Source organism: Rhizobium esperanzae, from assembly GCF_002204185.1.
In the GTDB taxonomy this organism is placed as follows: Bacteria; Pseudomonadota; Alphaproteobacteria; order Rhizobiales; family Rhizobiaceae; genus Rhizobium; species Rhizobium esperanzae.
Window position 1 is genome coordinate 1 of sequence record NZ_MXPU01000019.1, and the last position, 13,192, is coordinate 13,192.

Below are 13,192 nucleotides of genomic sequence, written 5' to 3' on the forward strand. Positions count from 1 at the left end.
CCGGGCTCGCCGGCGAGGGGCCGAAGCCGGAGCGCATCATGATCGACGCGACCCATCTCAAAGCCCACCGCACGGCGGCGAGCCTGCTTAAAAAGGGGATGTTCCCCGTCGTGTTGGGCGAACCAAGGGCGGGCTGAATTCAAAGCTCCACACCGTATGCGACGTAGACGGACGGCCGATTATCCTGCTTCTGTCAGAGGGTCAGATGAGCGACCATAAGGGCGCACGTCTCGTGCTCGACGCCTTGCCTCCCGCCGATCACCTGATTGCCGATCGCGGATATGACAGCACCTGGTTCTGCGAGGAACTCGAGGCTAGAGGCATCGAGCCGTGCATCCCATCATCGAAGAGCCGCAAGATACCCTTCGCCTACGATAAGGTCCTCTACCGCCAGCGCCACAAGGTCGAAAACCTGTTCGCCAAGCTCAAGGACTAGCGGCGCATCGCGACGCGCTACGACCGGTGTGCTCACACCTTTTTCTCGGCAATCTGCATCGCAGCCGCCGTTGTCTTTTGGCTTTGATCAATGAGTCCTGAGCCTAGACTTCGCGATACCATTTAATCACGTTGATATCGCGCCCAGGTCCCTGAATACGTTATCCAAATACTCGCGAACTTCAACAGAGCGATCTAGGCCGGATCTTATGTTTACATTCTCGTACGGCCTAAGAGCAGCACGTATTACATCTGGGCTTGTGCCGTCGATGCTTGAAGCGAGGTAGGCATATTCCGCAGCCCTTGCCGCGCCATTACACCAATCCCACGGCATCCATTTGTAATCACTTATCAGAAGATCGCAAAGCTTGTCCTTCGAGATCAAAAACTCTCCCAGCTCTCGGTCGAAGCGGTGAATGTCGGCTTGAGCCTTCTCAAGCACTAACTTCAAATTCCCGCCATGGTCACTCAACCGCAACGATGACCGCTCTCCCCATGAGTAGTATTGCCCCAATTGACACCGCTCATTAAATCGGCCTTCCACCCTACTGTTTCTCCCGCCGTAGAGTTTCAAGCACTTTTCTGCAAAACTAAACGCGGCAATGTTCCGCAGTCCAAAGTCACATGCGAAATTGTTGACGGGTCGCCCAAATAAATTCCACTCGACAAAACTCTCTGCCTCACCATCATTGCTATGGCAATATAAGAATTTTGATACTTTGATGAAGCCTATCTGTGCCATTTTTTCGTCTAGCGCAGATGTGATTTCTTTTAGAAACATTCAGGCGCTGCTCTCATATCACTTCACAATCTCGTCGAACGGTATCTTGCTCTCAGATAAGAGTGAACGAAGAACGGCGCTTCGGGCATCGACTGGAGCACAGCCATCACACATGGTTTTGTAAGCAACACTGTTAACTGGGCCGAATTTCGAAGCGCCACCAAATTGCATTACAGAGATATCTTTCAAAACCTGGCTGCGATCAAGCTTCACCGTATCAGACATTGATGTTTTCACCTCGAAACCGACAATGTTTCCGAAAGAGTCGCGCCCCAAGAAGTCGTAGTTTCTGGTTCCTAGAAAGTTGCCAGTTACCTTCACCTGGGCTTCACTCAAAATTGTATAGCCATCGTTGCGCGCTTCTTGGATTGCCGCCGCCACCCCCGCGTCATGCCGAAGATTGGGGCCATTGCCTTTCTTTGAGTTTCGTTCGCCCTTCTCATTGGCCTCGGCAGACCTCTTAACACCGGAAGCAGTGATGGATGCTGATGGGCTTGTGGAACCACCATTTCCCAAATAACTACCCCGGGGACTATCGTCTCCCGCTGTGGCTCTTCCGCCACCAGTTAAACTGCCTATAAAATCGCTTATCGCTTTGCTGAGTTGGCCCCATCCCATTGAGATATGCCCATTCGGATCGGACTTATTGACGGGATCATTCTCGGCATAAGCGTAGCGGTTTGTGCCGACCCCTTCCTTGGTCGGGTCCCAATCATCCGGCGAGATGAACCGCCCGAAGGCCGGGTCGTAGTACCGGGCATGAAGGTACATCAGCCCGGTTTCGGGATCGAAGCGTTCGCCGATATAGCTCTTCTTGGTCTGGAAGCTGGTGTTGGTGGCTTCGCCATAGGCGGCATAGCCGGTTTGCTCGACTTGGGTGCCGCTCTCGTCGGTCACCTGCCGCACCGAGGCGAGATGATCGCGGTGCAGGAAGAACTTCTCCTGTACCATGCTGCCAGCGGTGACGACGATCTTGGCGTCGGGATGCGGATAGAGCGTGTAGATGTCCGTGCCCGGCGTCGTCCGATCGATCTCGACATTGGCCTCGGGATAAAGAATGGTGCCGAAGGCCCAGCTCTTCTTCACCCGTGCGCCGTCCGGTCCGTAGGACAGCGTCACCGTGGCGCCGTTCTGGGTCACCGTCGACAGCCGGTTGGCGCCGTCCCAGGCAAGCGTGCGGGTTCCGTCCGAGATCATGTTGCCGTTGGCGTCGTAGCCGATCGCCTTGGCGCCGATCTGCGTTGCCGCATGCGGACGCACCGCCGTTGCCGTCGTCGGATAGACATAGGCGCCGATGCGCGTGCGGGAGAGAAGATTGTGATTGGTGTCGTAGCTGTAGGTCTCGTCGAGGCTGTTGTCGCCGCCGTTGTCGGCGCCGGTCAGACGGGAGAGATCGTCATAGGTGTAGGTCCAGTTGTCGTTTGCCGTCAGCCCGGTGATCGTCTTGATGCGGCCGAGTTTGTCGCGGCTGTACTGATTGTCCATCAGCACCGTCGTCCCCTTCGCCGTCGTCAACCGGTTCAGCCAGCGCCGGGTCGGCGAATAGCTGAAGGTCGTCGTCACGCCATTGGTGTAGGTGATCGACGTCGTCTGGCCGTCGGCCTCGTAGCTTGTGGAATCGATCAGCCCGGGAATGCTCGAAAGCAGGTCGGCATCATTATAGAGCCAGGGCGACGTCGTCTCACCGACGGCGACGGTCGTCGGTGAATAGCTCATCGCCGTGGTCTTGCCGCTCGGTCCGTGCTCGACCGTGGTCGTGCTCGTCACCCCGTCGATCGTCGCGCTGGTGATGCTCTTGTCGCCGGCGCCGTTGTAGAAGCGGCTATAGGTCACCGTCGCATTCGCATTCTCTGCCTTGGTCAACATGCCGACATTGTGCGACTGGCCAGTGCTGGCGGGCTCGTCATAGCTGTTCTGGGCGAGCAGCGTCGGCGCCGTCGCACCCGGCTCGGTTACTTCCTTGCGGAGCACCCGGCCCATCTGGTCGTAGGCTATCGTCGTCACCGCGCCGCGGGCATCCGTCTGGCGGATCAGCCGGCTGGCATCGTCATAGTCATAGGACCAGTTGCCGAGATCCGGATCGCTTGCGGTCAACCGGTTGCCAAGCAGATCGTAGCTGTAGCTCCATTGCGCCCCCTTGGGATCGCGAACCCCCAGCAGACGGCCGAGCGGATCATAGCTGCGGTTCTCCGTCACCCATGCCGTGCCGAGTTGCGACTGCAGGGCAATGACATTGCCATCGGCGTCAGCATAGCTGCGGTGCGGATGGTTTTCCTCGTCGGTCATCACCGTCATGGAAACCGGCAGCCTGGTGACGTCGGCAACGAGTGCCGACTGCGCCGCATATTGGTAGAGCTTCTGGCTGCTGTCCGGATTGACCGTCTTGATCACCCGGTCCTGCCAGTCATAGCTGTTGACCGTCCATTGCGGCGTCTCGCCTTTGAAACGCACAAGCGAGGTCTGCTTCACGTTTCCACGCGCATCATAGACGGTATCGGTGATCCGGGTCGGGCCAGTGGCCGAGGCGCCGGGCGTCTCCACCTCCCAGGGCCGGCCGAGCCCGTCATAATAGGTGCGGCTGAAGACCTCACCTGTCCCGTTGGTCCGCGGCGAATAAGTCACCATCGCCTGCGTCGTCGGGTTGCCCTCGTTCTCATAGCGGGTGTTGAGGTAATTGCCCGATCCGGCATTCACATAACCATAAGGCCGGCAGTAGGCGTCATAGGTGAAGGTCTCGACGATGCCGTTCCAGTCGGTCTTGGTGGCCGGCAGGCCGCAGACCAGATCATAGGTGGTCGAGCTGACGAAGCGGTTGTCACCCGTCAGGGTGCCATTGGCGAAGTAACGCGGCGCCCGCTCCGCCACCGGATAGAGATGGTAGGTGTCGTCGTAGTCCCATTCGCTGCGATTGCCGAGCGCATCGGTCTCGGCAATTCGGTTGCCATAGGCATCATAGGCATAGGTGGTCGGCGACACCCGTGGCGTGCTGCCGACGCTCATAGAGGCGAGCTTCTGCGTCAGGTTACCCTTGACCGGCGGCGTCGCAACCGCCGTCGCGTCGTCATAGAGATATTCCTCTTTGCTGCCGATCGGTGAGGCGGCATCGATACCAACACGAACCGTCTTCGAAGTCGGCAGCGAGACGATATAGGCGGAGGTGTTCGGCGCAAAGGTGAACGTCGTCGTCTTCTCGTCGCCGGCGGTGTTGACATTCTCGGTGCCGGCGGCATCGACCGTGCGGCCGCGATCTCTGACCTCGGTCACATTGCCGTAAGCATCGAAACTGCGCTCCGTCCGCAGGTACGCCGTCGTGCCCCCTTCTGTCAGCTTCGTCGTTGTCGCAATATTTCTAAACGAATACGGCTTCTTATCGATCTGGAACGAATAGTCCTCGGTAATTTGCAGGGAGTTTCCCTTAGCGTCACTTCTCAACACAACCCAAGGCCGCCCGTAACTTGCACGATCTCTGCGATAAGATGTTTTTATGGTAGGACGAGCTGCCTCTCCTGAAGCCGGTGGCAGGGTTTTGACCATAGCGCCAAAAGTATAAAACCTGCGCAGATCGAAGCTATAGAGAGCATCTGAGAAGGCGTAGTCGGTATTGCTTACGTTCCCCTTTCCGTCGTTGGCGCTGATCCTGCTGACAGTATGCATCAGTGGCATATCAGCACCAGGCAGCGCTGACGACGGCTTATAATCGACCGAAACCGTAGCCCCGGTTTCGAGAGTCATGCTGCGCAGAAGGTTTGGATTGCCGGTACCGGAGATGGAGAGCAACACACCGGTCCGCGAATTCAAGAAATCCGGCAAACCGTCGCCGTTGAAATCGCCGGAAATATTAGACCCTGAGATCGCCAACGGAGATTTAACCAACCGGGCACCGGATGGCTCGTACCAAACTCCCCAGGCATAGGTCGTTCTATAAGGATTTGCCTGGGTCGCGCCGTCAGCAACCAGGATGTCGGTCATGCCGTCATTATCGAAATCGCGTAGCAGCGGCGAACCTGAAAATGACGCGTTCTGTATAAACGCTTCGTAGTCGCGTCCTGTCCATAGCCAGATCGATAGACCACTGTATTTCCCATTCGAGAAAGACGTGTTCTGCACCAGATCCGTGGCCCCATCGCCGTTGACGTCGGCGAGAGCGCAAACTCTATTGCGGCAATCGATCGACGCATCCCGGATGTTGACCCAGCTGCTGCCGGTATAATTCAGGACCTTCGTAATCGAGGATGCGCCGCCGATGACGGCGCCCTGCCGACCATTCCCGAGCAGGTCGGCGGCCCCCACAATGTATCCACCGCTGCCCCCCAAGAACGAGGAAGTGAATTTGAAAAGTTGATCAACGCCATTCCCATCAGGATCGGCCACGAATGATTGGCTCTGAGAAAATGGGTCGGTAGACGGGCTAGAAATGGAAGGCAACGCCGCGCACATTGCGGTGTAGGAGGAAGAGGAGCACCTTCCATCGGATATGGACTGATCCCATGCCGTGCCGACCACGTCATTCAATGTCCGATAACCCGAACTGCTGGCGGTTATTGAGCTATAAGGGATGTCCTTAACACTCGGAAAATATCTTCCGGGGTACGCGAGAAGATGAACCGTACTGCCGTAATCTGCTCGAGTGATGCTTCTGGGATAGACTGCACGCCCATCCGTACCGAACGAATTTACAGTCATCGTCCAGGAATAAGTGTAGGAAAATCCCGAGCTGTCCTGCTCCTTAATCGCCCTTCTGGTTGCCCGATTTATTAACAGCTCATCCCTGGCGTCCAGATTCATGTCTGTCGTGGCAAATGTCTCGACGTTTGTGAATGTTTCATATTTGGAAGGATCACCATTGGTCGGAGGCGCGGTAAGATTTGGCGCATAATCGTAGCTATAGCTTAGATTGTGATAGGCCATCTTGCGGATTGGCTTATGCGTTGGCCCCGAAATAGTGCCATCAGAAGCGATGACGGCGTCGCTGCCGTAGCGTTCGACCTGGACCAACCGGGATCTGTTGGAGAATGGCGCTTGATTGTAGGAAAGCGCATAGGCCACCTTCAGCTGGCCATTGACCTCGACCGCAATCGTCTTGATCCGGTTTTTGGTATAGGAGAAACGATGGCCGTTAGCCATGATGATTTGGTCAGGCCGAGCTTCATAGCGGAACCGAATGACGGTATTGCCATATGAAATAGTACCGGGATAGCAGACAAACAGGTCGGGGCACGTGTAAGCATATGCAACCGTATTGCCATTCGTGTCGCTGACGGAAGTGAGCAACCAGCGAGAACTATTATAGAGATCAGACAGCGCCCCCGGAGCAGGGTTTGCACTTGTTATGGCAGTTAGTGACTTGAATGTCAGTCTGATGCCATCGGGATTGGTGACGATCCATTCGTTGGCGGAAGAAGAATCGCGAGCGATGCGGCGATTGCTTTCAACCTCGGTGGCATGGGTGCCGCCGGTCGAGCATGACGGGGAAACCGTGTTTGTCCCGCAAGGGACGAGTTCCTCGCCATTCAACAGGTAAATATCACTCGAATTGAATGCCGGCAGACCTTGGCCGATGCTGGCGCGCTCGATCACATCGAAGCCTTTGAGCCCCCAACCGTGACCCAGCCAGCCCTGGTAGAGCCCGCCGAGCTTCGTCTTGCGCGACGAGACATACTGAAGCGCGATTTCCGGCTGAATGCCATGAAAGGCCGGGGTTTCTATTCCTATTTCCTCGTTGAACGTGCCGGACCCGGAAACCTCCGGTATCGGCGTCGTCGAACGCGCCGATGTGCCGGCAGGCGGCGCATCCGGATCGACCGCCGCTGCAGCGGCAACCGCTGTAGCAGTCGATGTCGCAGCTTTTGCTTTTACGCTGGTGGTCGGCGCTTCGCTTTTGGTTGCATCCTCGGCGGTATCATCAGCCGGCGCCACGCCAGCCTTGCCGAGACCGGTTCGGTCGACCGCCTTGTCGGGCTTAGGAGCCACCGCTGTAGGATCGGCGCCGGCCTCAGACCTTGGGGGAACATTCTGGGTTTCACCGCCCAGTCCTGAACCTCCATTACCAAGGCCACCGCCGATGGTTTTATCGGCATCGGCAGCAACCGCAGTCCCGATGACAGATTGGTTTATACTCGGCGCAAAGAACAAAGAAAAAGAAACCGCTGCAGCAAAAGCTGCAACGGCAGACGGAAATTTACGCATGAAGCCCCCAGATGAATCACAACGTACTGAAATTTCCGCATTCTAAAGTCGCAATCACTTTCAAATGCAAGTAGTGCTCACGTCGAAATGCAAAATAAATGCAACTAACGACAATTGCAGAAGCATCCGAGATCAGTAATCGTCCAACGTTCGGCACTCACTTCTGCAACGCTCCGAAAGCCTGTGGATAGCGTGCCGCAACGCGCTCGAATCCTGCAACGCTTGGTAGTTCTCATTACTGTGTTAAGTACAAAACCAGTGATTCGGTCCTCATAAATTCGTGGAACCATGATAGTCGATAGCTTGATTTCCGGGACAGGTGTACACTGAAGTTTGGCGCGTCTTATTCCTGCGACCCAGAAGCAAGCACTACCCCATCGTCGAGGTAGGACGACCGGGGAGTTTTTGTTATCTGGCCTGATGGCTAGCGAGCGGAAGCAGTCTCTCTTGGAGAGATTGAAATGGTTCCCTGCTTCCCTATTCAAGGGCCAGGGACATAGCGACTTAGTCACAGCAACTCCATTTGGTCACGACGACGTTTACCTCACGCCGATCACAGGCGACGCCTCCGAAGACACGACCTACGCCATTGTAAAGAACCCTTGCGCGATCCGGTCGTTTCGGCTCTCATCGCTGCCCAAATAGAGATCGGTGGCATCTCCCTCGCCGTCTCAGACAGGCCGGTCATTCATCTGACGCAAGGAGCAGTCCGCGCTCTTGCCGAGAGCCGCTCTCCCTTGTCCGTAAGCGCTGTCCTGCTCCCACCTTCCGGATCATCGCTTGATCATTGATGTTCAACCTCGAAAGAGGGCTTGGACATATGTCGATTTCAGAACTTACGCTTAAAACTAAGGATGAGCCGATACGCCGGTTTGAGGTTTTCACAGGCAATGGCCGTCGTCGCGAATGGAGCGACGATCAGAAGGCGCAGATTATTGCGGAGAGTTGCGAGCCCGGCGTCACGGTGTGCTCTGTGGCGCGGCGGCATGGGTTGACGCCGCAGCAGTTGTTCACATGGCGACGGCTCGCCCGAAAGCCGCGATTGGCGGCACTGGTAAAGGCCCAGATGGATGCCGACCCGTTCTCGGGCACGATCTACGTGTTCCGGGCCAAACGAACGGACCGGATCAAGCTGATCTTCTGGGACGGCAGCGGCGTGTGCCTGGTCGCCAAGCGGATCGAGGATGGCGAGTTCCATTGGCCTCGAATGCAGGACGGTGCGATGCATCTGACGGCCGCCCAGTTCTCGGCTCTGTTCGAAGGATTGGACTGGAAACGCGTGCATGCGCCGAGCGAAACGCGCACGCCGATAAAGGCCGGATAACGGGCGCGACCAATTGAATCAGAGCCATTCAGCCTCTCGTTCCGAGCGGCAAAATATGCTGTTCTCGATCCATGACGATGACGGCAGACGAGCTTCCGGATGACCTGAACGCGCTGAAAGCAATGGTGCTTTCGCGTGAGGCGGAGAATGCCCGCCTGCGGCAGATCATCAAGGAATTACAGCGTCACCGCTTTGGTCGACGGGCGGAGACGCTTCCCGAGGACCAGCTTCTGCTTGGGCTTGAAGAAGCCGAACAGATCGAGGCTGCCGGGCTGGAGGAGACGGACCAGGGCTCGACTGCTCTGCGCCAGGCGCAGGCCGCCAAACGGCGCACCAACCGGGGTTCGCTGCCAGCGCATCTGCCGCGCGTCGAGATCGTGGTCGATATCGATGACCATGCCTGCCCCTGCTGCCGCAACGACCTGCATCGGATCGGCGAGGATGTCAGCGAGAAGCTCGATCTTGTGCCCGCCCAATTCCGGGTGCTTGTGCTGCGCCGCCCGAAGTATGCCTGCCGGGCCTGTGAAGAAGTCGTTGTCCAGGCTCCGGCCCCGGCAAGGCTGATCGAAGGCGGCATGCCGACAGAGGCAACCGTCGCCCAGGTGCTGGTCTCTAAATATGCTGACCACCTGCCGCTGTATCGCCAGGCGCAAATCTACAAGCGTCAGGGCATCGACCTCGACCGTTCGACGCTCGCCGACTGGGTCGGTCGCGCCGCTTGGCATCTACGCCCGGTCCATCAGCGGCTGCTTGATCATCTGAAGTCGTCGCGCAAGCTCTTCGCCGACGAGACGACAGCCCCGGTGCTCGATCCGGGACGGGGCAAAACCAAGACCGGCCAGCTTTGGGCTTATGCACGAGATGACCGGCCGTGGCAGGGCGATGACTCGCCCGGTGTCGCCTATGTCTATGCGCTAGATCGCAAAGGCGAACGACCGATGGCCCATCTCGACGGCTTCGTCGGCATCCTGCAGGTAGACGGCTACAGTGGATATCGCCCGCTCGCGGCAAAGAACACCGTGTCGCTAGCCTTCTGCTGGTCCCACGTTCGACGCCGCTTCTATGAGCTGGCTGCGGCCGGTCCGGCACCCATCGCCAGCGAGGCGCTGCGACGCATCGCCGAACTTTACAGGATCGAAGAAGAGATACGTGGCCGGACCCAAGAGGAGCGTCGTGTCGCCCGTCAGGAAAAAAGTCGTCCGATGACCGACAGCCTCGCTCCCTGGCTGCGTGAACAACTCGGCTACATCAGCCAGAAGACAAAGCTCGCCGAAGCAATCCGCTATGCCTTGTCACGCTGGGACGGCTTGACCCGCTTCATCGACGATGGCCGGATCGAGATCGACTCCAACGTCGTCGAACGGTCAATCAGGCCAATTGCCCTCAATCGGAAGAATGCACTCTTCGCAGGGTCGGACGCCGGGGCCGAACACTGGGCGACCATCGCCTCGCTCATCGAGACTGCCAAGCTTAACAATGTCGAGCCACTGGCCTATCTCTCAGACGTCCTCACCAAGATCGTCAACGGGCATCCAAATAACCAGATCGACGACCTGCTGCCTTGGGCCTATGCCGCAAAGCACGAACTCAAAGCCGTGGCCTGAAAACAGCGCTTACGCTCATATTCCTGACGGTTGTGGAAATCAGCAGCGCGTTGTTTTCTACATCGGCAACAATCGAGGTTTTGACCTCGGCCGGCTCCGCGCTGTAGCCTTCGAGCTCTTGCAGTCAGGTCGCGGCTGGACAAATAGATAGGGTCAGTCGACCAACTCACCCTGACTGCACCGGCGCGGGCAGGGCAAAACTCAACCCTTGGTAGACAATTCCGCTCGCATCGCCGCCCACTCGTCGACCATTGCGCCCGAGCCGCGCGTCTTGCCGGCGCGGAGATACCAGTAGTCGGCATTCCAGTCGTCACCCTCGATGCGGTGGCAGAGGGCGTGGCCCCAGTCGAACGGCTGTTCGCCTTCGTGGCGCTGACAGATATCGTGGACCGCCTGCCAATCCGCGCCCATGGCGAAGCCGCCGGCGGCAAGGCGATCGATTGCCTCGATCAGACGCACAAGATCATTGCCTGCCATGAAGCCCTTCAGTTTCGGCTATTGTTCAGCCTAGCAGCTTCTCCAGATGCACCTTTTCGAGCGGGACGCCCATGCTCCTGGAGAATTCGATGCCGTGCCAGATGATGGTGAAACCACAGCGTTTGTAAAGCCGGATAGCGCCCAGGTTTCTGGCATGCGTGTCGATCCGGGCGGTCGTCAGTCCTTCGGCCGCCATCAGCTCGCACAGATGCAACAGCAGAGCCCCGCCCACCCCCTTGCCCTGATGAGTGGGATGCACCCAGAGATCGGACACATAGTTGGGTTCGCCTTCACGAGCGCCTCAGCCAACGATCTCCGCGTCGAGCGCGGCCACGAAGATCTCACCCTTTGTCTCTCGCGGGAAAACGGTGAATTCGTGCCTGACTTTGGCAATCACCTCAGGGTCGCGATAACTCTCGTCGAAGGCTTCGGCTGCGGCCCATGCGGCGAAGCCGACGGCGCCGACCGTTTCGTGGTCGGCGGAGGTTATCGTTCGGATTGTGAGACCCGTTACCACCACCTGGCCGGCGTAAACTTGCCGGCGGCCTGCTCGATGACGTAAGCGGTCTTGAAGAGGGTTTCCTCGTCGAAGGCCTTGCCGATCAGCTGCAGGCCGAGCGGCAGGCCCTTCTGGTCGAGGCCGGCGGGCACGGCGATGCCGGGCAGGCCCGCCATGTTGACCGTGACCGTGAAGATGTCGTTCAGATACATCTTCACCGGATCGGCGGCGAGGTTTTCGTCAGCAACGCCGAAGGCGGAGGACGGCGTTGCCGGCGTCAGGATGGCGTCGACGCCGGCGTCGAAGGCCAGTTCGAAATCGCGCTTGATCAGCGTGCGGACCTTCTGGGCGCGGATGTAATAGGCGTCGTAGTAGCCGGCCGACAGCACATAGGTGCCGATCATGATGCGGCGCTTGACTTCCTTGCCGAAGCCGGCGGCGCGCGTCTTTTCGTACATGTCGACGATATCCTTGCCGTCGACGCGCAGGCCGTAGCGCACGCCGTCATATCGCGCGAGATTCGAGGACGCCTCGGCAGGCGCGACGATATAATAGGCCGGAAGCGCATATTTGGTGTGCGGCAGGGAGATATCGACGATTTCGGCGCCGGCATCCTTCAGCCAGGCGATGCCCTGGCGCCAGAGGGTCTCGATTTCCTCGGGCATGCCATCGACGCGGTATTCATTCGGAATGCCGATCTTCATGCCCTTCAGCGACTGGCCGAGGACGGCTTCATAATCCGGTACCGGCAGATCGACGGACGTGGTGTCCTTCGCGTCGACGCTTGCCATCGACTTCAGCAGGATAGCGGCATCACGCACATCACGGGCGATCGGGCCTGCCTGGTCTAGCGAGGAGGCAAAGGCGACGGTGCCCCAGCGCGAGCAGCGGCCATAGGTCGGCTTGATGCCGACGGTGCCGGTGAAGGCGGCCGGCTGACGGATCGAGCCGCCGGTATCGGTCGCGGTGGCGCCGGCGCAAAGATGGGCGGCAACAGCAGCGGCCGACCCGCCGGAGGAGCCGCCTGGCACGAGCTGCTGATTGGAGCCCTCTGCCCGCCAGGGATTGATCACCGGGCCGTAATAAGACGTCTCGTTGGACGAGCCCATGGCGAACTCGTCCATGTTCAGCTTGCCGAGCATGACGGCGCCATCATCCCAGAGGTTCTGCGTCACGGTCGATTCGTAACGCGGCTCGAAACCGTCGAGAATGTGGCTGCAGGCCTGGGTATGGACGCCGACGGTGGCGAAGAGATCCTTAATGCCAAGCGGAATGCCTTCCAGCTCGCCGGCCGTGCCGGCGGCGATGCGCTCGTCCGATTTTCTCGCCATGACGCGGGCCAGATCAGGCGTGACCTTCACATAGGCGTTCAGCCGCTCATTGGCCGCATCGATCGCCGAAATATAGGCTTCGGTCAGCTCGATTGCGGTTATTTCCTTGGCGCGCAGCTTCTCGCGGGCTTCGGCAATAGTCAGGCTGGTGAGTTCGCTCATCGTGTTTTCGCTTCAGATCTTGAAAATGGCAACAGGGTCGGAAAGAGGCTTTCGAAGCCTTATTCGACGACTTTCGGCACCAGGAAGAAATTATGGTCGGTGACGGGCGCATTGGCGACGATATCGACGGCCTTGTTGCCGTCGGTCACCTCGTCGGTCCGCTTCTTCATCGCCATCGGCGTCACCGATGTCATCGCCTCGACGCCATCGACATTGACTTCGGAAAGCTGCTCGACGAAGCCCAAAATGCCGTTCAGCTCGCCGACCATGCGATTTGCCTCATCCTCAGAGACGGCAATACGGGCAAGTTTGGCGACGCGCTTCACGGTGGCAAGATCGACGGACATGGCATTCTCCGGATAGGATTTTTCCTACCCGCTATAAAGGCCATGT

9 protein-coding genes and 1 pseudogene are annotated in these 13,192 nt (G+C 58.3%); 3 read left to right on the forward strand and 7 right to left on the reverse strand.

Translation table 11 applies throughout. The features are described from left to right. Positions 1-523, forward strand: a pseudogene (locus B5E41_RS32400) (IS5 family transposase); the annotation flags it as partial. Positions 524-562: 39 nt separating this feature from the next. Here B5E41_RS32400 and B5E41_RS24050 read toward each other — a convergent pair. Together B5E41_RS24050 and B5E41_RS24055 are read right to left on the reverse strand one after the other, a co-directional pair. Next, on the reverse strand, positions 563-1,216 hold the full coding sequence (locus tag B5E41_RS24050; RefSeq protein ID WP_088396363.1) for a hypothetical protein: 654 nt from the start codon (positions 1,214-1,216) through the stop codon (positions 563-565). Positions 1,217-1,234: 18 nt separating this feature from the next. Then, positions 1,235-7,402, reverse strand: coding sequence for an RHS repeat-associated core domain-containing protein (locus B5E41_RS24055; RefSeq protein ID WP_088396364.1), 6,168 nt, complete (start codon positions 7,400-7,402; stop codon positions 1,235-1,237). An 820-nt stretch (positions 7,403-8,222) separates the two neighbouring features. Here B5E41_RS24055 and tnpB point away from each other — a divergent pair. Beyond that, the gene (gene tnpB, locus B5E41_RS24065; protein ID WP_088396366.1) at positions 8,223-8,726 is read left to right on the forward strand and encodes an IS66 family insertion sequence element accessory protein TnpB; all 504 of its coding nucleotides are present in this window, start codon (positions 8,223-8,225) and stop codon (positions 8,724-8,726) included. A 71-nt stretch (positions 8,727-8,797) separates the two neighbouring features. Then, a complete protein-coding gene (tnpC, locus tag B5E41_RS24070; RefSeq protein WP_088396367.1) occupies positions 8,798-10,330 on the forward strand; it encodes an IS66 family transposase in 1,533 nt (510 codons plus the stop codon). Positions 10,331-10,531: 201 nt separating this feature from the next. Here the strand turns inward: tnpC and B5E41_RS24075 are convergent, their stop codons facing one another. From B5E41_RS24075 to gatC, 5 genes are read right to left on the reverse strand one after another with little or no spacing between them, the layout of a single operon-like run. After that, the gene (locus tag B5E41_RS24075; protein WP_088396368.1) at positions 10,532-10,807 is read right to left on the reverse strand and encodes a hypothetical protein; all 276 of its coding nucleotides are present in this window, start codon (positions 10,805-10,807) and stop codon (positions 10,532-10,534) included. 25 nt (positions 10,808-10,832) lie between these two features. Further along, positions 10,833-11,081 carry a GNAT family N-acetyltransferase gene (locus B5E41_RS32805; protein ID WP_425350139.1) on the reverse strand — a complete coding sequence of 83 codons (249 nt, stop codon included), beginning with the start codon at positions 11,079-11,081 and terminating at the stop codon, positions 10,833-10,835. A gap of 27 nt (positions 11,082-11,108) precedes the next feature. After that, positions 11,109-11,324: a hypothetical protein gene (locus tag B5E41_RS32810; RefSeq protein ID WP_425350140.1), complete on the reverse strand. Its 216-nt coding sequence runs from the start codon at positions 11,322-11,324 to the stop codon at positions 11,109-11,111. After that, positions 11,318-12,799 carry an Asp-tRNA(Asn)/Glu-tRNA(Gln) amidotransferase subunit GatA gene (gene gatA / locus B5E41_RS24085; RefSeq protein ID WP_088396369.1) on the reverse strand — a complete coding sequence of 494 codons (1,482 nt, stop codon included), beginning with the start codon at positions 12,797-12,799 and terminating at the stop codon, positions 11,318-11,320. Before gatA ends, B5E41_RS32810 begins: the two co-directional genes overlap by 7 nt. A 59-nt stretch (positions 12,800-12,858) precedes the next feature. Further along, positions 12,859-13,146 carry an Asp-tRNA(Asn)/Glu-tRNA(Gln) amidotransferase subunit GatC gene (gene gatC, locus B5E41_RS24090; RefSeq protein ID WP_088396370.1) on the reverse strand — a complete coding sequence of 96 codons (288 nt, stop codon included), beginning with the start codon at positions 13,144-13,146 and terminating at the stop codon, positions 12,859-12,861. Positions 13,147-13,192: the final 46 nt, after the last annotated feature.

Coding starts and splice junctions, on each gene's coding strand:
- B5E41_RS24050 (WP_088396363.1), bottom strand. CDS start 1,216: ATGTTTCTAAAAGAAATCACATCTGCGCTAGACGAAAAAATGGCACAG.
- B5E41_RS24055 (WP_088396364.1), bottom strand. CDS start 7,402: ATGCGTAAATTTCCGTCTGCCGTTGCAGCTTTTGCTGCAGCGGTTTCT.
- tnpB (WP_088396366.1), top strand. CDS start 8,223: ATGTCGATTTCAGAACTTACGCTTAAAACTAAGGATGAGCCGATACGC.
- tnpC (WP_088396367.1), top strand. CDS start 8,798: ATGACGATGACGGCAGACGAGCTTCCGGATGACCTGAACGCGCTGAAA.
- B5E41_RS24075 (WP_088396368.1), bottom strand. CDS start 10,807: ATGGCAGGCAATGATCTTGTGCGTCTGATCGAGGCAATCGATCGCCTT.
- gatA (WP_088396369.1), bottom strand. CDS start 12,799: ATGAGCGAACTCACCAGCCTGACTATTGCCGAAGCCCGCGAGAAGCTG.
- gatC (WP_088396370.1), bottom strand. CDS start 13,146: ATGTCCGTCGATCTTGCCACCGTGAAGCGCGTCGCCAAACTTGCCCGT.